Annotated in this window: 18 protein-coding genes; 15 read left to right on the forward strand and 3 right to left on the reverse strand. The window is 31.4% G+C overall.

All coding sequences use genetic code 11. The annotated features are described in order from the left end of the window. Window positions 1-96: 96 nt before the first annotated feature. The 5 genes from ACLBXA_RS18440 to ACLBXA_RS18460 all read left to right on the forward strand — a co-directional run bounded on the left by ACLBXA_RS18440 (window position 97) and on the right by ACLBXA_RS18460 (window position 8,007). Window positions 97-2,340, forward strand: coding sequence for an MSCRAMM family protein (locus tag ACLBXA_RS18440; RefSeq protein WP_136804123.1), 2,244 nt, complete (start codon window positions 97-99; stop codon window positions 2,338-2,340). A gap of 156 nt (window positions 2,341-2,496) precedes the next feature. Continuing rightward, window positions 2,497-3,060, forward strand: coding sequence for a class I SAM-dependent methyltransferase (locus tag ACLBXA_RS18445; RefSeq protein ID WP_141481291.1), 564 nt, complete (start codon window positions 2,497-2,499; stop codon window positions 3,058-3,060). A gap of 239 nt (window positions 3,061-3,299) precedes the next feature. Next, the gene (locus ACLBXA_RS18450) at window positions 3,300-3,779 is read left to right on the forward strand and encodes an SRPBCC family protein (protein ID WP_016077658.1); all 480 of its coding nucleotides are present in this window, start codon (window positions 3,300-3,302) and stop codon (window positions 3,777-3,779) included. A 79-nt stretch (window positions 3,780-3,858) separates the two neighbouring features. Then, window positions 3,859-7,029, forward strand: coding sequence for an ATP-binding cassette domain-containing protein (locus ACLBXA_RS18455; RefSeq protein ID WP_151618894.1), 3,171 nt, complete (start codon window positions 3,859-3,861; stop codon window positions 7,027-7,029). Window positions 7,030-7,197: 168 nt separating this feature from the next. Then, window positions 7,198-8,007, forward strand: coding sequence for a MerR family transcriptional regulator (locus ACLBXA_RS18460; RefSeq protein ID WP_000472619.1), 810 nt, complete (start codon window positions 7,198-7,200; stop codon window positions 8,005-8,007). A 263-nt stretch (window positions 8,008-8,270) separates the two neighbouring features. Here the strand turns inward: ACLBXA_RS18460 and ACLBXA_RS18465 are convergent, their stop codons facing one another. After that, window positions 8,271-8,987 carry an SDR family oxidoreductase gene (locus ACLBXA_RS18465; RefSeq protein WP_000029094.1) on the reverse strand — a complete coding sequence of 239 codons (717 nt, stop codon included), beginning with the start codon at window positions 8,985-8,987 and terminating at the stop codon, window positions 8,271-8,273. A 349-nt stretch (window positions 8,988-9,336) separates the two neighbouring features. On the opposite strand from ACLBXA_RS18465, the gene ACLBXA_RS18470 reads away from it, so the two are divergent. From ACLBXA_RS18470 to ACLBXA_RS18490, 5 genes are all read left to right on the forward strand, one after another. Then, entirely contained in the window at window positions 9,337-9,675 is a 339-nt protein-coding gene (locus tag ACLBXA_RS18470; protein ID WP_000365520.1) for a winged helix-turn-helix transcriptional regulator, read from the forward strand. 133 nt (window positions 9,676-9,808) lie between these two features. Continuing rightward, window positions 9,809-10,561 (forward strand): class I SAM-dependent methyltransferase, encoded by a 753-nt coding sequence (locus tag ACLBXA_RS18475; RefSeq protein ID WP_098578044.1) that lies wholly within the window; start codon window positions 9,809-9,811, stop codon window positions 10,559-10,561. Between the two features lie 136 nt (window positions 10,562-10,697). Continuing rightward, entirely contained in the window at window positions 10,698-11,531 is an 834-nt protein-coding gene (locus ACLBXA_RS18480) for an alpha/beta fold hydrolase (RefSeq protein WP_447617369.1), read from the forward strand. A gap of 117 nt (window positions 11,532-11,648) precedes the next feature. After that, window positions 11,649-12,443: a VOC family protein gene (locus ACLBXA_RS18485; protein ID WP_000627906.1), complete on the forward strand. Its 795-nt coding sequence runs from the start codon at window positions 11,649-11,651 to the stop codon at window positions 12,441-12,443. 116 nt (window positions 12,444-12,559) lie between these two features. Further along, window positions 12,560-13,309: an aminoglycoside phosphotransferase family protein gene (locus ACLBXA_RS18490; protein WP_447617370.1), complete on the forward strand. Its 750-nt coding sequence runs from the start codon at window positions 12,560-12,562 to the stop codon at window positions 13,307-13,309. 78 nt (window positions 13,310-13,387) lie between these two features. On the opposite strand, the gene ACLBXA_RS18495 is transcribed toward ACLBXA_RS18490, so the two are convergent. Then, window positions 13,388-14,335 (reverse strand): phosphotransferase enzyme family protein, encoded by a 948-nt coding sequence (locus tag ACLBXA_RS18495; RefSeq protein WP_001037122.1) that lies wholly within the window; start codon window positions 14,333-14,335, stop codon window positions 13,388-13,390. Window positions 14,336-14,666: 331 nt separating this feature from the next. On the opposite strand from ACLBXA_RS18495, the gene ACLBXA_RS18500 reads away from it, so the two are divergent. Further along, the gene (locus tag ACLBXA_RS18500) at window positions 14,667-15,761 is read left to right on the forward strand and encodes a helix-turn-helix domain-containing protein (protein ID WP_001002111.1); all 1,095 of its coding nucleotides are present in this window, start codon (window positions 14,667-14,669) and stop codon (window positions 15,759-15,761) included. Window positions 15,762-15,775: 14 nt separating this feature from the next. Here ACLBXA_RS18500 and ACLBXA_RS18505 read toward each other — a convergent pair whose 3' ends face one another. Then, window positions 15,776-17,467 (reverse strand): M3 family oligoendopeptidase, encoded by a 1,692-nt coding sequence (locus tag ACLBXA_RS18505; protein ID WP_001190030.1) that lies wholly within the window; start codon window positions 17,465-17,467, stop codon window positions 15,776-15,778. 420 nt (window positions 17,468-17,887) lie between these two features. Here ACLBXA_RS18505 and ACLBXA_RS18510 point away from each other — a divergent pair, with 420 nt between their 5' ends. The 4 genes from ACLBXA_RS18510 (at window position 17,888) to ACLBXA_RS18525 (ending at window position 20,570) form a co-directional block, all read left to right on the forward strand. Continuing rightward, window positions 17,888-18,379 carry a DUF4030 domain-containing protein gene (locus ACLBXA_RS18510; protein WP_098578616.1) on the forward strand — a complete coding sequence of 164 codons (492 nt, stop codon included), beginning with the start codon at window positions 17,888-17,890 and terminating at the stop codon, window positions 18,377-18,379. A 70-nt stretch (window positions 18,380-18,449) separates the two neighbouring features. Further along, window positions 18,450-19,820, forward strand: coding sequence for an aminotransferase-like domain-containing protein (locus tag ACLBXA_RS18515; RefSeq protein ID WP_000280114.1), 1,371 nt, complete (start codon window positions 18,450-18,452; stop codon window positions 19,818-19,820). Window positions 19,821-19,840: 20 nt separating this feature from the next. Beyond that, entirely contained in the window at window positions 19,841-20,191 is a 351-nt protein-coding gene (locus tag ACLBXA_RS18520) for a hypothetical protein (RefSeq protein WP_001254188.1), read from the forward strand. Window positions 20,192-20,366: 175 nt separating this feature from the next. Then, a complete protein-coding gene (locus ACLBXA_RS18525; protein WP_000290889.1) occupies window positions 20,367-20,570 on the forward strand; it encodes a hypothetical protein in 204 nt (67 codons plus the stop codon). The last annotated feature ends 9 nt before the right edge of the window (window positions 20,571-20,579 follow it).

The raw sequence follows: 20,579 nt of genomic DNA on the forward strand, positions 1-20,579 counted from the left end.
ATATAAAGTATATAAAAGATGAAGTAAATCCTCATTGGTGAATATGTCATTTTATTCGACTATAGAAAAAATACGGTAAAGGTGGGAACAAAGGAATTGAGGCTACGATTAAAGCTGGTAAGTATTCATTTTATTGTTTTGTTAATGTTAAGTGTAAGTTTTGTCATATATGTACCAAAAGAAGTATATGGATCCACGACAAACTTAGAAGGTCTAGGTGATATATCGCGTTATAATGCAGTTGTCTTTGGTAACCATAAAGCAATAGGTGGCGACATTGAAGGAGCAACTGCAGTTCAAGGTGATATGGATGCATCGGGGTATACAATTGTAGGTGCTGCAGCGGGAACATCTAATATAGTAGGTGAAAAATGGGTTGATGAGGGATATCCGTCCTTGTTGTTGTCTGGAAAATTTAAGAAATCAAGAGAAGAATCTTTTATCATTCAAAACGGAATAGTAGTAATGACAAAAGAGAGTGATCCAGATCGCATCATACAATCCTCTTATGATCGTATCGTTTATAAAGAAAAACTAGAAATTGACGCGAAATTTAATGAATTTCGCAATATAGTGAACCAAGTCAGTAAAAATGCAGGTCAATATAAAACAAATACCCCAATTCCAAATATGAGTCATGGAATCGGAAAAGATATAAACAATCCTAATATTTATGTTTCATCAGAATTGACAGGGAAAATTAATTTAGATATAAGAGATGTATTTTTACCAAATGCTAAGGACAAAGATTTTATTGTTATGTATTCGGATGCAACAGAGGTTACATTTAAAAATGGGTCTATTCTATATGACACGAACAATATTGGAAGGGCTACAGATATAGTTCCTACATCACAACCATATTCTCCTAATTCCCCGTTTACTCAGCTATATGGGAAAGTGATTTGGGTTTTTCCAAATGCGAAAAAAATTATAACAGAGGGATATGGTGTCGTTGGTAGTGTGTTTGCCCCCAATGCTGTATTAGAAACAAAAGGCGGTTCGATTAATGGACAAGCATTTGTCGGTGCGGTACAACAAACTGGTGGATTTGAATTTCACAATTTCAAATTTAACTGGCAACATTGGAACAAGCCTAGTACTGGAAAAGTAAAAATAAAAAAAGTTGATAGTAATAATGATAATAAAAAATTGGTCGGAGCAAAGTTTCATATAGAAGATCCAAAAGGAAAAATAGTTGGAGAACTATTAACAAATGAAGAAGGAGAAGCGATATCAAAAGACTTACCAATAGGAAACTATATCCTTGTAGAAATAGAAGCGCCAAAAGACTATGAATTATTAAAAGAAAAAATAACTGTAAAAATAGAAAAAGATGCAGTAGTAGAAATTAAAATAGGAAATAAGAAATTGCCAGATCCAATAGGAAAAATGAAGTTAGTGAAAGTAGACATAAGTGATAAAAATAAAAAGCTAGCAGGGGCAAAGTTTCATATAGAAGATTCAAAAGGGAAAATAGTTGGAGAACTAGTAACAAATGAAGAAGGAGAAGTAATATCAAAAGACTTACCAATAGGAAACTATACCTTAGTGGAAGTAGAAGCACCTAAAGGTTACGAATTATTAAAAGAAAAAATAACTGTAAAAATAGAAAAAGATGCAGTAGTAGAAATTAAAATAGGAAATAAGAAATTGCCAGATCCAATGGGGAAAATGAAGCTTGTGAAAGTAGACATAAGTGATAAAAATAAAAAACTAGCAGGAGCAAAGTTTCATATAGAAGATTCAAAAGGAAAAGTAGTTGGAGAGTTAATAACAGATGAAAAAGGAGAAATGATATCAAAGGACTTACCAATAGGAAACTATACCCTAGTGGAAATAGAGGCACCTAAAGGTTATGAATTATTAAAAGAAAAAATAGCTGTAAAAATAGAAAAAGATACAGTAGTAGAAATTAAAATAGAAAATAAGAAATTGCCAGATCCGACTGGGCAATTTGAAATTGAAAAAGTTGATGATAAGGATAGTGAATTAAAGCTAAAAGGCGCTGTATTTCAAGTGTTAGATAAAGAAGGGAAAGAAGTTAGTAGATTAATAACGGATGAAAAAGGAAAGGTAATTTCCAACCAATTAGCAATTGGAAAGTATACGATTAAAGAAATAAAAGCACCGAACGGATACATGTTACTTAGGGATCCAATAGAAATAGAAATAGAAATTACAGAAGCAGTAAAGACACAAAAAATAACAGTGAAAAATGCGAAGAATAATTGGGTAATTCCTAATACTGGTGGGAGCGGAACAACAATTTTTTACGTAATTGGTATTATGCTAATGTTTGCTGTGCTATATTTCTGTAAGAAAAATCGTATATTATGAACTAATTTTATAGAGTTAGACAGATTGTTGCGTTAGAGAGTTTTTAGGGCATGAGTTCGGTATTGTACTGGACTCATGTTACTACATTTGTTGAAGGAGGAAGGATAATAGTAAACATAGAATATATTAATGAATTAAAATGTTTAAGAGGTGAACATGGTGGCAATAAAACAAGACGAAATTAAAGTAGTTGTCGGAGCTGGAGTGTTTAATAATAATCCAGGTTGGATTCAAACGCAAGAAGATGAACTTAACTTACTAGATAAAGCTACGTGGGAAGGAAGATTTGAATACAACTCTATTTCAGCTATTTTAGCTGAGCATGTATGGGAACACCTTACTTTTGAAGAAGGTGTAAGAGCAGCTGAAATTTGTTATGAATTTTTAAAACCATCTGGTCATATTCGGTGCGGAGTCCCTGATGCATTCTTTCAGGATGAGGCATATCAAAATATAGTTCAAATAGGGGGACCCGGTCCGAAAGATCATCCAGCAGCAAGTCATAAAATCGTTCATAATTATATAACATTAACGAAAATGTTTGAAACTGCTGGATTCGAGGTAGTTTTACTTGAATATTGTGATGAAAATGGTCGGTTTTATTACAACGAATGGGATGCAAACGACGGTGTTATTTTCCGTTCGAAAAGGTATGATTCTAGAAATAAAGGCGATAAACTTGGTTTTCTATCGCTAATTGTCGATGCGATTAAGCGTTAATCATTCAACAAAACAGGAGTTAATCCTATGATTTCATAAGTCGCAAATGCGGCTTTTTTATTTGTACGCAAATCTATATTTAATTTTCAATATTATATAACTCGATTTAGAAAATATTTAAGTTTTTCTCAGCACCATTCACTTTAAATTAACACTTCGCTGACATAAATATTTATTTTATATTTATATTCGTGTAAAATGAGATGAGAACATATATTCTATATAAGGAGGCAATTAAAATGATAGCTGAAATTGGGAAACTAACTGGTGGATATATTGTAAAATTTGAACGCGAATTTCCATATACGGTAGAGGAAGTTTGGTCTGTATTAACAGAAAACAGTAAGCTGAAAAAATGGATGTCCAATTTACAGATTGAAAGCCTTAAAACTGGTGGAATAATAAAGTTCGACATGATGGACGGTTCATTCATAAACATTGATATTTTAGAATGTCAACTAAACTCAGTACTTGAATTTACTTGGGATAAAGACCGTGTCCGATTTGAAATACATAAAGAGGAAAATGGTACTCTTTTACTTCTTAAAGAGTACATTCATGAATTAACAGATCATACACCGAGAGATATAGCTGGTTGGCATATTTGTTTAAATCTTTTTTCTTACGTTTTAAAAGGAGAAGAGAAAGAATTTTCTAAAGATGAATGGCAACAATGGTTTGAAATATACAAGGATAAGATTCATGAAGCGAGAGGATAATTGCATAATAGGTAATATTCATTATGTAATTATTATATTGTAAAAATGCTTTTGTGAATAAATAAGAATAGAGGTTAATATGAAAGTAAATCAATTAATTGCTAATAACATAAATAAATTAGATGCAACTATACCGTTTAATAAATCGTTTGGAATTGCTGGTTTATCTGGATCGGGTAAAACAACTTTTTGCCAAACAATTGGTGAAGAATCAAAAAAACGATTAGTTTCTTTATTGCCAAAGGCTGAATATCAATATTTATTTCCTAACATTATGGAAACAAATTTTAGTGCCATTAAGATGGAAGAAATACCTTTAGTACTTTTTCTAGGAAAATCATCGATTTCGTCTAATCCGCGTTCAACGATTGGTACTCATACTGGTGTTTTTACAGAGGTTCGGGAAAAACTTGCTGAGGTATTTAATCTTTCTCCAGAGGTCTTTTCATTTAATAATCAATTAGGCTGGTGTACTGGTTGTAAAGGCCGTGGTACTACAAAAAATGTTGAGTGTAAAAAATGTAAGGGAAAACGTTATAGTGAAGAAATTGAACAACATGAAATTGATTTGTTGGACAAGCCACATTCAATCTCAAATATTAATGATTTAAGTATTGAATCTATTCTTTCACTAGCAAAAGAGTTAAATATTAGTGAAGAAAAACAGCATATACTGCAAAATATTATTAATATGAACATTGGTTATTTAACATTAAATCGAATTATGGGTACGTTATCAGGTGGAGAGTTAACACGACTTTATTTGGCCGAATTCATGGCAGTAAGTGAAAATGCTGTAATTATTATTGATGAGATTTCAGTTGGACTTGATCATGAAACTTTATTACAAATTTTAGAAGAGATTAAACGATTAGGGTGTAAAAATCAAATTTGGCTTATTGATCATTCAGATACAGTACTAGATACAACTGATGAGCAATTGTTCTTTGGACCTGGTAGCGGAAAATATGGCGGGAAAATTGTGGAAGAATCACCAAGACCAAAGTCAATACTGTGGGATCGAAATAAAGAAATACCAACAGAATATTATACATTCTATGATTTATATTGCCGTAATATCCAAATGGCTGAGTTTCAAATTCCTAAAAACAGGCTTGTAACAGTTACAGGAGAATCAGGATGTGGGAAATCTACACTTGTCAACGAATGTCTAGCTACAGATTTTTTGAAACGATATCCAAAAGATAAATTAGTTATGGTAGGACAAGACCGAAATCAATCAATTACAAGTCGATCAACTGTAGCAACTTTCCTAGATATTAAAAAGAAACTGACAAAGTATAGTGAAGACATTGATGATATTTTTGAGCGCTCGATTGAGGATATTATTGATGAACTTCCAAATGAAGATATCGCTTATAAACGTTTGAGCCTACTAATTAAATTAGGGCTTGGCTATTTAACATTAGAGAGAAAAACACAAACATTATCGACAGGTGAGTTTCAATGTGTTCATTTAGTTTCGGAATTATTTGCAAACACTAGAAATCCACATACATTATTTATTTTTGATGAGCCTTCAAAAGGTTTATCACAAAATATTTTAAATCAATTTATCGATAGTATTAGAGGTATTCTGCAAGATGAATCAGTTTCGATCATTATGATTGAGCATAATCGTTACATGTTAGAAAGCTCTGATTATATAGTTGATTTTGGAAAAAGGCAGAATGAATCTATAGAGCATTTGGATGTTGTCAATCATGAGGATTACTATCGTCAAAAAAGTAATGTGAATAGCACAGAGAAAATACACATCTCTTCAATGCTTAAGCAGAAAAAAGGGGTTCACTATTTAGAAGAAAATCATATTAACTATTTTAAAAATGCCGAAAATATTTATAAGGGCGGTATTTTAAAAAGTTTATCATCAATGGCTAGGTTAATTTATGGTGAATATGAATCTGATACAATCGCACCTGTTATTGCTATTGATCTTGAAAGACATTTATATAGTCAATATAGTTTCTTATATGAGATTGGTGGATTAATTAATCATATTGTAGCTGCTCATCCAATTAATAAAGATACGAGAAGTTTTGATTTCTATTCACAGGACAATCATTGTCCATCTTGTTCTGGACGTCTTCAAATTGAAGTTTTTGATAAAGATATTGCCATTCAAGATAAAAGTGTTCCATTTTGGGATGGGCTATTCGATCCAGAAATCATGAAGGTATTAAAATTTTATCAGCATGAAAAAATAGAATTTCTATTCGAAGAAATAAAAAATGAGCTTGATCACGATTTGTCAAAGAGCTATAATGATATGTCAGAAGAAGAAAAGCATACGTTTTGGTACGGGTATTTTGAAAAATCATTTTATGATAAAAAAGGAAAGACACGCAGAACATGGGTAGGATTTAATACAATTATTGGTGGATATATTGTTATTTCAAAAGCACCTATTAAAGAAGAAATTAAAAGTTCAAAAAAAATGATGAAATGTCCAATTTGCGAGGGGACGGTTTTAAATCATCATAAACCACTTAAATTTGATAACGTAGATATTCGTGAAATAATTAATCAGCCTATTAATGAAGTAGTGAAAACAGTTGGTGATTTACCGACACTTGTTAAATTGAAGTCTATTGTTGGTGGCGATATGGTATTGACAGAAGATGTTTCTTTATTGCCAAGAAAAGCACAAGTTGCACTGAAGATGTTTGAATTAGAACAAGCAAGCTTTTCAAACTATGAAATGGTGTTACAAAATGTCTTACCATTCTGGGGTGAAATAAAAGGAAATATCGAATCCATTAGTGTTAATAATCAAGTAACTGTTTGTGATTTCCCTAATGTTTATGAAACGAGAGAAAACATTATAGATAAGTATTTCACAAATGGTAAATATAAAAAACTTACGTATGTATACGAAGCGTTTGGATACAAAAAAATAGTTACCCAAATTAATAAAATTAAAAAAAGTAATCCATGTCCATTTTGTAAAGGTAAGAAAGTGATAACCGAAGATAATCTACATGATGGTGTCTTTAAACTAACAATTCCATGTGTAACTTGTAATGCAAGTGGTATTAATGACGAAGGGTTAAAAGAAGTTGTCGAGGGCGTGGATGTACAAACGTGGTTAACTGGAAAAGTTAGTGATGTTGTGGATGAGAGCTTATTAACAGAAGCTGTTGGGCAAATACCAATTTTTAATCGTATTCGTGAGTTGGATAAACGAGATATGATGGCGGTTTATGAATGTCTTGAGAAAAATAACTAATGGTTATCAATTGCAGTAGTCATAAAAACAGGAATATAGGTTTTTAATTATATAAATATAACATGTTAAATTGTTATTTAAATCGTTAAAAATAGTTGACCCTCACATAATGTCATTGTTTATGATGAAGTTGAGCTTCAAAGTAGATGTAACTTATAGGAGGAAATCATGTTTAAAATAGGGGATTTTTCGAAACTATCTTCCATTAGTATACGTATGTTGAGACACTACGATAAAGTGGAATTATTACAACCAGTAAAAGTCGATGAGCAGAGTGGATATCGATTTTATTCAGCTGACCAATTAAAAAAGGTAAATCAAATTCAAACATTAAAAGCTATGGGGTTTAATATTGCTACCATCAAAGAAATAATAGAATGCGATAATATAGATAGCATAAAAGAGCAATTTTTAAATCGTAGTGCTCAAATTAAAGAAGACATGAATAACCTCCAAAAACAATTACGTCTCCTCGAAGACTCAATGAAAACGATGAGAGAGGATGTTGTTGAGATGAATTATCATGTTTCAATAAAAGAAATTCCAGAAAGAACTGTAGCTAGTGTTAGAAAGATTATTCCATCGTATAATTGCGAAGGTGATTTATGGAGTGTATTAATGCAAGAAATTCAAATGAAAAATATTAGTATTGCCCATCCGAGTTATAGTATTGCGGTTTTCCATGATCGTGAATACAAAGAAAATGATGTAGATATAGAAATACAGCTAAGTATTCTAGGTAAGCACGAAAATACAAAAGACGTTACATTTAAAAATATGAAATCAACCAATATAGCTTCTATAACAGTTAATGGAAGTTATGAACAGATGACAGCTGTAAATGAGGCTGCGGCAAAATGGATTGAGACAGAAGGTTACAAATTAGCAGGCCCGATGTTTAATATTTATCATGTGAGCCCAGCGATGGAATCGGATCCTAATAAGTGGGTTACAGAAGTTTGTTATCCAGTTAAATAATGATAAAGAAAAAAGGCATTAATTATATGCCTTTTTTCTTTGGAAACTTATCCATAAATATCAAGACAAATTACTTCGAGATTCGATTCGTCAACTACTAGCACAATTTTATTTGCAAATGTACAAAATGAGCGGATTGTAATGAATCATCTAAAAACCAACCAGTTGGTACTAAAGTAATGTAATCATCTATTTGGAAATTTCAGCAATGTTTAAATGAGCAACAAAAGCCACCGTAATAAGGGGCTTTTGTCTTAAATAATTTAATGATATGTGTACCCTCCATCAGGAAACAATACATTACCCGTAGTAAAACTATTTTGCATTAAATATAGGACAGTATGTGCAATTTCATCATTATATCCAGCTCGTTGTACAAGTGAAAGAGATTTATAAGCTTCGTAAGCAACTAGTCTATTTTCATTTTGTTCATTTTCTTTTTGTATTGTTCCAGGAGAAACCACATTAACTCTAATAGGAGCTAATTCCACAGCTAAAGCCTTCCCTAAACTTTCAATAGCACCATTGCAAGCTCCATAAGCAGGTGCGCCTTTAAGTGGTCTTTGACTAAATGCACCGGACATTAACACGATAGATCCAGAGTTTGAAAGAAAAGGAATTGCATATTTTACGGCATAATATTGAGGCCAAAACTTTCCGATGAAGCTACTTTCAGCAATTTCCTCTGTAGAGGTAATTGGTCCAAGTGTGTAAGAGGCTCCCGGTGTGAATAAATGATCAAAGTTCCCAACTGTCTTGAAAAAAATTTGTAATTGCTCTTTATTTTGATTATCCAATATATAAGTTTGAAGATGATTGCTATTTATTAATTTTTTAGCAACTTTTAATTTTTCTTCCGAACGCCCTGCAATAATAACATGTGCTCCTTGTTCAATTACTTGTTTTGCCGTTGCCAATCCAATACCAGAACTCCCGCCAATGATAACAATACGACTATTTTCTAATGTAGTAATAGACATATTTTAGCCACTCCTTTAATAAAAAATTTAGAATATAACTGTGCTATGCTTTTATTATTCGCTAAAAGGGAGCAAGTGAAAAGTACGCACTTTATATGTACATAGTCGTAAATTTCGTACTAATCGCTATTTATGCGGATAAGTAATTGGAAAAATCGCTAAATATGGTTTATCCCGCATTAACGGGCAGTAAAACTCTCACCTCAAAGTTAGGAAAATGCAAGGAAGTTAGGTAAGAGATCAATTGCCCGTAAAAGCCCGATTGGTTCAACTAATAATCAGTTTGGGATGAACAAAACCCTCACTGATTAAAGTTTCACTTTATGATATCTGAGGAGAGGTGAGAAAAATGGATTTACAAGAACCGAAGTTAAAAGGGGTAATAGCAACATTACAAATAATCGGTGGGAAATGGAAGCCACTCATTTTGTTTATTTTGCTAACAGATGGAATGAAACGTTTTGGTGAATTAAAGCGATTGATACCAGATATATCTCAAGGGACGTTAGCGAAGCAATTACGTGAATTAGAGCAAGATCAACTAATAAAACGCGAAATTTATCAAGAAATACCACCTAAAGTAGAATATAGCTTAACTGAACATGGAAAAACAGTCAGTACTGTTTTGGATAGTATGTGTAGTTGGGGAAGAGGGCATTTAGAATATATAGATAAAGATAAACCATAAAAATGTTATGTAAACTTATTGTAGTGTGAAGGGAAATATTGTTTTAATAATTTGTAATTTATAATATATAATTAAGGAGTGTCGTAGGTTATTATACATATTTAATTTATTTTTACAAAGGGGAAGTAATAAGATGAACGAATTAGAGTATAAAAGCTTCTATGATAAAATAGGAAGATTAAATGGATGGGATTTTAGTAAAATAAAATGTGAAACTGTAGGAGATACATGGGACTTTTATAGTGAGGTAAAAGAAAGGTGTAAACCATCACATATTTTACTTGATGTTGGTACAGGGGGAGGAGAAAATGTACTTAACATAGCATCATCAGCTAAATTGTTGATTGGAATTGATAATTCTAACGGCATGATTGCAACGGCACATTCTAACTTGAAAAAATCAGGTGTACAAAATGTTGAGTTTCTTCAAATGGGTTCTGAAGCTTTAACATTTCCACATGCACATTTTGATATTGCTTCAAGTTGTCATGCCCCGTTTCTGGCATCTGAGTTAGCGAAAGTAATGAAAAAGGGTGCCTTTTTCTTAACACAACAAGTAAGTGAGAATGATAAATTAAACCTGAAAGAAGCATTTGGTAGAGGGCAATGCTTAGGTGAACGGGATGGTACTTTAAAAGAAAAGTATATGAATGAACTTATTAGTGCAGGATTTGATCTCGTGCAAGTACGTGAATATGATGTTACTGATTATTACAGTAGGTCTGAAGATCTCATTTTCTTATTAAAACATACCCCTATTATTCCTAGATTCGGAGAACAGGAAGAGGATTTTACTATTTTACAAAAGTTCATTGATACGTATAGTTTTGAAAAAGGGATTCGTACTAATTCAAAAAGATTTATGATTATTGCTGTTAAATTGTAATATATTTTAGTGTAAAAGCTGCTTTTCATTTAAAGAAAAGCAGCTTTTTGTGTGGAAAAGAATACAGGAGATACTTGAAAATAATAGAAATAAATAAAGTGTAAATTAAAAAATCAAAATATGGAGGATAAATGTTTTGAAACGTTACTATATTAGCAATGAAAAAATAAATGTACATATTACTGAATGGGGGAATAATGACAAGCCCGTTATCTTTTGTTTACATGGATTAGGTAGTACGAGTTTAAGTTTTATAGAAATTGCTGAGGAATTAAAAGAAGAGTATAGATTTATCTCCGTTGATGCACCTGGACATGGTAAAACACCCCCATTTGAAAGAACAGAAGATTATGAGATGCACAATTTAGCAAATTGGTTAAATGAAATAATAAATGAATTGAGAATCGAATACTTCTATTTTCTATCACATTCATGGGGAAGTTTTGTAGCGTTATTTTATTTGTTAAATCATCCAGAAAAAGTACAAGGAAGTATTCTTATTGATGGTGGATATCAAACAAAAAGGCTTAAAGAAGAAACGTTGGAAGATGAAATGGCTTATTATGAAAAGGACTTTGATGAATACGTTTTTAATAATTGGGACGAATTTTTCAAAAGTGAAAAAGCAGCTTATACTAGGTGGTCTTCATTGTTAGAAGTTGCTGTAAAGGATCTAGGGATCGAAATGGATAATAAAGTATGGTGGCATGCCAGGGGAAATACAGCTAGTAATATAATAAGAGGTATGCATAAAGATGAAACTATAGATATATATGAGAAGCTATCGGCTAATATTGTATTACTTCGAGCTACAGTCCCACAAGTTTGGGCGGATTATAGAGATAAGACAGTAAATGTTTTTAAAGAGAAAACGGACAGTATAGTAAAAGTAATTCCTGATACTACACACATGTTGCACTGGGATAAACCAGAAATTGTTATAGCAGAAATAAAAAATAATTGGAGCTAACATATTCATACTAAAGTTGTAGTTTCTACATGAAAAATCCATCCTTCCGTTTGATTTTATCTATTTATAAGTGTAATACAATACGAATAGATAATAAGAAACAAGGGGGAATGTAACGTGATTACACATATATTAGATATAAAATTACAAACGGTTTCCATAGAAGGGGTAAAACAAGTTTATAGGGACATATTATCTTTTCCAATAAAAAAAGAAACAGAATCATTTATTCAATTTAAAGTAACACCGTACACTACAATTAGTTTTCAAGAATTATATGAACCAATTGCACCTGCGCACTTTGCTTTTGAGATTCCATATTCAAAATTTCATGAAGTTGCAAGATGGCTTGAAAAGTCTGGATTACTCATTGTAAAATGGAAAGATGGTCATACAATTGATGAAGAGAGCGGCCGATTCAACTTATATTTCAGAGATGGCGATGGAAATCTTCTCGAAATTATCGCGCATAGTTATGTTAAAGAAGATGTATTAGTACCACACTCACCTTTAAACATTTTATACGTAAGGGAAATTGGTCTTCCTGTTAAAAGTGTACCTGTTTTTACGAAATGGTTAAAATCAAATCTAAATATGAAAACGATGGAAGATGGGGATATTTTTAACTTTGTTATAGGTGGCACTGCATATATCGTCGCGACTTGGTGGCAGAGACCTTGGATTCCAATCGCAATGAAAGCTTTACCACCGAAAGTTCATGTTTCTTTCGGAACACCGGATTCAGCATTTTTACAGCACATCCAAAATAACTTTAAGAAAAATAATGTTCCCTTTGAATGTAAACATAATGAAGTATCATTTATTGAGCAGGGATATTCATTTTCTATTGTGTATACACCAGAGTTTCATTCCAATATTCCTAAAGAACTAAACTTACCACTTTCTATTTAAGGATAGAAAGTGGTAAGTTTTTTATATCTTCGTGAAGAAGGTTTTCGTTATGATTAGAGTGAATGCAAAGAAAAGGATTAAGCATTATTCAAACTTATTTTAAGGAGAGAAATGAAGTGAATCTAGGTAATCCAATTGCAAAAGGGAATACTGCAGAAATTTATTTAACTGATAAGGTTGTAAAATTATTTAAAGATTACCTCCCAGATACAGAGTCTATGAATGAAGCAAAAAAACAAAAATATGCTTATTCATGCGGGCTGCCAGTTCCAAACGTATTTGAAGTGACAAAGATACAAAATAGACAGGCAATTATTATGGAACATGTAAAAGGGGACAACATTGGTGATCTTCTGCTTAATAATTTAAATGAGGCAGAGCGTTATATCGGCCTTTGTGTTAATGAGCAAAAAAAGATCCATGCTATACATGTGAATACAGATGAAATGGAGTTAATGAGGGAAAGGTTAGAGCGTCAAATTAAATCTGTGCATAAATTGGATGAACGCAAAAAGAAGGATATATTACAAAAATTAGAATCTATTACATTTGATTTTAGGCTATGTCATGGAGATTTTCATCCATTTAATTTGATTTTGAGTAAGGAAGAGAAAGTGAAAGTTATAGATTGGGTAGATGCTAGTTCAGGTGATATTCGCGCAGATGTATTTCGAACATACTTGTTGTACTCACAATCTTCGGTAGAATTAGCTGAGATGTATTTACATATATATTGCAGTCGTACCGGCATATCAAGAGATGAAGTTTTTCAATGGGCTCCTATTATTATTGCAGTTAGATTTTCTGAAAAAGTATCACCGCAAAATGAAGTGTATTTGAAAAGATTATTGAATCAGTATTTATAAGTCATAAAAAAGGTTGTCAGCTAATTAATAAATGCTGTTGTTTAACCAAAGTTTCCTTGTAGTTAAACAACAGTATTCTTAAATATTGATATAGGTATTCTTATTTTCGATCTTCATCCTATAAAGGTTCATAATCCGTACTTGTTCCTCCGTTAATTCATCTTTATCCCAATACATATGCATTAAGCTATATTCAAAAATTTCCTTTAATTTAATAAATAACGGAAACTTGTCTTTCATCTCTTTTGGTAGCTCATTTTCCTCTTGGTAGCCTTCAAATAGTGCTTTTGTAATAGAATACTCATAGTCAACGATATTCCCATTTCCAGCAAATGAATATTCTATTGCACTATAAATAGGAACGGCTAAATCGAATATGTAAAAATGTTTTTCGCAGTCTTGAAAATCTATCATTGTTAAGTTTGAATTATTTTCGACTAAAATGTTTTCTAACCATAAATCTCCGTGTATTAAGCCGTAATTTGAAGGGGATTTTGGTAGCTCTTTTATGGAAGTTAAAACGTCAGATGCAATTTCTCTTATTGTATTTTCTTCTTTAGGGATATATTTAAGAAAATTATATTCTTCATTTTCATACCAATCGTTTATATGTTTTACTGGTTTAATCTTTTCAAAGCTTTTAGATATACGATGTAATTTTCCAATTTGTTTACCAAGTTTTTTAAATATATTAGAATTCCATTCAGACCTTGGTAAATGTATACCAGGAGCAGCTTTATATAATACAGCAAAAATCTCCTTGTCTAATGTGAATTTTTCTACAAAATTCCCTTGTAATGAAGGGATTATTGGTGGAACACCTAAACCATTTTGATATAAAAAATTTGTATATAAAACTTCCTCTATCTGTTCTTCATATGTTTTGTAGTTTGTAATTCTACTGAAGTATGTACCTTGTTCTGTAAGACATTCATACATCTCATTTGTTATTGGCTTAATGTTAATAAAATTCAACGGATACTGTTCATTTATGAATTGAAGTATTTCTTTTTCTAGCTTGTTCATTGAAACGTCCTTTCCAAACCTTAATTTTTTAACTTGGGAATTAAAAGAATTTTATTTTATAAAATTCGTGTTTAATTTTTGAAATCCTTTAAAATGAAATATGATGTAAATTGACCTTTAATAATTAGTAAGGTGTTGCCAACATACTCATTAACGCTAAATTGAAAAATGAATAGAAGGTATGACAAAATAAGATAGATGAAAAAATATAAAATTAATACTTATATATAGATTATAAAGACTTTAGAGAAAGGCTCATGTTATAAAACACAAGAAATATCAAAAGAAAGAAACGCACTTCTCCTATACTTTTAAATAAGGAGTGAAGGAAATGAATGAACATATACAGCAGATGATTAATTGGATTGAGAGCAATTTAAAAAAGAGATTTTCATTAGATGAATTATCTCGTTACATGGGGTATTCTCCTTATTATTGCTCTTTTAAATTTCATCAAGTAACGGGTTTCAGTATTAGACGTTATATTCTTCTTAGAAGGTTGTATTTATCTACGGAGGATTTAAAGAATGGTAGGAAGATAATTGAGGTCGCATTGGATTACGATTACTCTTCCCAAGAGGTTTATAGTAGAAGTTTTAAAAATGTTTTTGGAATGAATCCAAGAGAATACCAACTTAACAAAATGCCTATTCAATCATTTGTTAAACTAAATTTAAATAAAGAAGGGGCGTTTAATATGAATATTTCTAGAAAAATAGAGGTTGAGCAGTTACGAAATAGGAAGAGTGAGCTATTTGATAAAGAGGTACTTAACATATTAAATGGTCAAGTTATGTATGAAGAATTTAAAAACGAAAAGCTAATGGGTGATTCTGATTATGCACCATTTAATGAGGCAATGTGTGTGAACTCGGCTACTACTCAAGTTTTTAATGAAGAGTTTATTAAAACAAGAGCGAAAGGACATAACAGTTCAGTAGAAAGTTATATAAAAAAGGTTATAGATCCGTTAGAAAACCTTTTTACGAAAAAGTATAAATGTATTGTTCTATGGTTTGGTGAAGATATGTTTTGCCAAATGAACCTACTTACCATACTTTCTCACCTTGAACAGTCTGCTTATGAAGGGAAGGTATACTTAAATAGCTTTAGAGAGGATGAATTTAAAGTAAATCAAATTGAACTTGAATTGGGGAATTACTCTTCTATATACAATGAAGTATTAGTAAACCATAAAAAGACCTCTCATAAGGTACCACCTGTAATGTATCAGGCTATAGACTTATTTTTAGAAATGTTAACAGAAGATAATGCAGTAATGAAATTCATCTCTAAAAATAAAGATTTATCAACTCGTGAATTATTAATAAAGTTGTTTTATCTTTTTCCAACAATCGGATATGGAGATACTCAGTACATAGAGCTGATTAATAAAATAAAGAAGAAAGCTACACCAAAAATATAGGTGCAGCTTTCTTCTTATAATTGCTCAAGTAATTCTAATTCTTTTTCTACAAATAGCATTAGTTCTTTAATTGTTTCACCAGAAAAATCAAAACGAATACCGGCTGCATCATACACTTCTTTTATAGATTGCGAGCTTCCTAGTGATAATGCCTTTTTATAATTTTCTAGCGCTTGCTTAGGATCCTCTTTATATTGTTTATACATTTGTAATGCACCAAGTTGGGCGATCGCATATTCAATATAATAAAATGGTACTTCAAAAATATGGAGTACAGGTAGCCAACTCGTTGCTATCCAGTTTTCGTAGCCATCAATATGTATGACGCTAGACTGATAATGTTTTTGAAGTTGTAAGTATTTTTCATTTCTTTCTTCAGAAGTATGACTTGGATTTTCATACAGCCAGTGTTGAAATTGATCGACAATAAGCATAATAGGTAAATATGAAATAACATCTTTAAAGAAGTTAATTTTTGCTTGTTTTAAATCTTTTTTGTCTGTATAGAAGGTATCCCAATAATTAAGCGAGAATAACTCCATTGTCATACTGGCTAGCTCAGCTGTTTCAGCTGGAATTTCTATATACTGTCGTAATTTTAATGGTTTTATGAGTTCGTTATGAATACTATGACCCATTTCATGTATAAAAGTGACAATATCATCTTGTGTATAATTTAAGTTCATAAAAATATAAGATAATTGTGAAGCTGGTAAGTACTCACAAAAGCCACCAGCTGCTTTTCCTTTGCGGCTTGTTAAATCAAGACAATTGTGTTTATACATTCGGTTTAAAAGTGCTGAAAATTCAACATCTAGTTTATTAAAGATATGAGTGCTCTTTTCAATTAAATCATTTTCATTTGCAATAGGTTTAAGTACTTTTTGATCTGGAGTTACAGCTGATACATCCCACGGGCGAAGCGTATCAACTTGCAGTTTATCTTTTTTCTCTAGCAATATTTTATCTTTAAGAGGCACAACATACTTACGTATGGATTCAGCTAGTTCATAGCAATCTTTCGCTGAATAATCAAAACGCTCGTATTTTTTGAACATATAATCGCGATAATTCTCTAGTTGAATATTTTTTGCTTTTTGATGGCGAATTTCAATTAATTGATTTAATATGTTTTGGAGTTCTTTTTCAACAGATAAAAATTGTTCAGAAATAATGGTTTTTGCCTTTTTACGGGTGTCACGATTCGAATCTTGTAAATAGGATTGTAATTCTGTTATCGTTTTTTCTTCTCCGTCCCAAATTCCACTTAATCCTCCAGTAATTTCAAAGTACTCTGTGACTAATTTGTCTTCCTGTATTTCTAATTCGATATTTTCCTCACAAAATAACTTTTGAGCATTTTTTATTTTTGTATCTAATAAACCATATACGTTAGAATCTAATTCCATTCGAAAAGGTGACTCTAAATATTTATTATCCAATAAATTTTGGTACCGCTTTAAAAGTGGCTTTACAAATTGTTGATCATGTTCAAAAGTATCCTTTATTTCTTCATCATCCGTATTACATTGAAAGGCGATGTAATGTGATCTTAATTGTTCTTCGATGTCCCAAATTACTTTTGACTGCTCTTTTAACCAATTTTCAAGGTCTAGTTTTGAAGAAATCATTTTATTTAATAAAGTCGAAAGAGTTTTTTCCAATTGTAGTACATTACTAATATCAATCGTATTTACACGTTGCATTATATATCCCTCACTTTTTATTTATTCATAGAGATATTCTATTTATTAATTGTAATTCCCTTGTTAAGTGGGGTAAATGTGAAATAATGTTAAATTTAAATAATTAAAGAAGGTATTTATATGTCAAAGTAAAAAGTTTATCGTAAATGAAAATGTTTGGAGGGGTGCTATATGAGAAAGGGAAAGAAGTTACTTGTATTTTTATTTCCATTTGCTTTATCCCGCATTAACGGGCAGTAAGATCCCCACCTCAAAATTCAGCGAAAGAAGTTAGGTGGGGGGATCAACTGCCCGTAAAAGCCCGATTGGTTCAACTAATAATCATTGGGGATGAACAAAACCCCCAATGATTAAAGTTTCACTTTATTATGTGCCTGTGAGAATGAGATTGAAGATGCTAAAAGTGAAGAGTCTATAGTGATGGATATTGCTACAGCAGCTGTAAAGGAGGAATCTTTTTTTAGTGCTGCTATAAGAGATGAAAAAGAAAGGATAGTAGATTTAGAGATTGCTGATAGCGAAGATAGTAACGAAATAAAAAATGATATTAATAAAAGGTTGGCGATACAAGGTGTAATGGCTTATAAAATCAATATAACTCAAAGAAATAGAGAAGTTGTAAAGGCAGAGAGTAGATGGAATCAAGTTTTTGGACATATATTTGATGACGCATTCAGAAAAAACGGATATGAAGGGTTTGGTATTCAGCAAATAAATTATAAAAAGAATCAACCTGTTACCATTGATATAAAAACTAAGATTAGCGATGATGAAATAGGGGCGAGAGAACTTGGACAGAAAATAGAAAAAGAAGTTGAAGGTGTACTTAAAACAGAAGCAGTAAAGAAATGGATTGAAAATGATTCATATGCTATTGGGATTTACGATATAGATGATCGGAAAATTAACTAATTGAGGAATGAATGCTATATGAATAGAGAACCGATGTAATTAAATATAGAATTGCTGGAGGAGGTGTAATATGTATAAGTATTTACATATTTTAAATGACATAGAAAATATGATTCAAAATGGAGAAATAAAAGAAGGGAAGAAATTACCGTCTATACGGTCACTCGTTACGCAATATGAATGTAATAAGGCAACAGTTATACGTGCGCTTCATGAATTAGAAAAGCGTCACATTATATATTCTGTCCCTCAAAGTGGATACTACGTTGTTAAGAAATCTGGGAGTACCATAGAAAATAACGAGATAATTGATTTCGCTTCTTCAGCACCAGATCCAGATGTTTTCCCATATTTAGATTTTCAGCATTGCATTAATAAGGCTATTGATACTTATAAAAATGATTTGTTCGTATACGGAACACCGAAAGGGTTACCATCTTTAATTCCAGTCATTCAAAAACAGTTGGCAAATTATCAAGTGTTCACGAAAGAAGACAATATTTTTATAACGTCAGGTGTGCAGCAGGCGCTTGCTATATTAACTTCTATACCATTTCCGAATGGAAATGAAACTGTATTAATTGAACAGCCAACATATCATCTATATATTGATTATCTAGAAATAAATAAAGTTCCTGTAATCGGTATTAAACGTACGAATGAAGGTATCGATTTGAATGAATTGGAGCAAATATTTCAAACTGGAAAAATAAAATTCTTTTATACGATACCGAGATATCATCATCCGCTTGGAACTTCTTATTCTAAAGATGAGAAAGAAAAAATCGCACTATTGGCTAAGAAATACAATGTATTTATAGTGGAAGATGATTATTTAGCAGATTTAGAAACTGATTCAAAAGCAGATCCGTTATATAGCTTGGATAATTGTAGTCATGTCATATATTTGAAAAGTTATTCGAAGATTATTTTTCCTGGTTTACGGGTTGGAGTTGCAGTCATCCCACCATCCATTGCAAATGCTTTCTATACATACAAAAAGATACTAGATATTGATAGTCCGATGATTTCTCAAGCGGCTTTAGAAATTTATATAAAGAGCGGTATGTTTGAACGTCATAAAAGTAAAATTAATTCTTCCTACTACAATAGATCAATAAAACTAGCAGAAACATTAGAAAAAGTGCAAAATGAAGATCAATCATTATTTACATATAATAGACAAAACACATTTGGAATACACACTTGTTTAGAAATGCAGAAAAACACAGTTACAGAAACACTTATACAAAAATTAGGTGACATGCAAATAAGTGTCGATACTATTGATAAGAATTATATGAGGAATTTTCCTAAAGAAAAACTGTTAAAGTTAAATGTTTCGAATGTAAAAGAAGATAAGATTGAAGAAGGTATTCGTAAAGTAATTGAGGAAATCAACCAATCAAGACACTTGAATTTTCAGTTTAGAAAAGAATAATTTGAATTAGGAGGTTTGTTGTGAGGCGCCAAATAATTCTCTTGTTTGTGTGTGCCGCTATAATAATTGGAGCTATAGTTGTGACTAAATATTATAAAAAAGATGACCAATGCATCGTGGTTGGTAAGTATTCAAGAGGTATTATCGTAGATCAAAATAACGAACCTATATCTAATGTGAAAATATATGAAGATTCAATTGAAGAAAGTAAGGAACGCAGTATTTCAAATGCACAAGGTGAATTTGAAATACTAGATGGGGTTTGTGGTGAGATTGTTTTACAATTAGTTACTCCAGATGGAGAAATCTATACGAGAAAATATGATAGTAAGTATATACCACAAGTAATAGAACTGAGTTATAAAAAGTAAGGGGAATTACATGTAACCATTACAAGGAACTGAGTTTAATTAATATTTTTTAGAGCACTCAATAGCTGAGTGCTCTTTTTATTTATGACATAAGTGTTTAAAATGGAAATAAACTACCAATTAATGATACTCTTAAAGTATAGCTTTTATTTTGAATAGGAGGGCGATGGAGTCTATGGCGGTACGTATAGTCGATGATTTACAGCAATTATCATTGTTACTTATGTTTTTAAGTACACTCATATTTTACAGATACTTAAAGAAGGTTAAACGAGAGAGAAAACTGACTGGCTTTGAATGGACAATGTATTTTGTCACTCAATTTGCGACATTAATTTGGGCAATTACTTATTTTATTAAACACTTAGCTGAATCATAAATACTAATC

The organism is Bacillus sp. D48C (assembly GCF_053345735.1).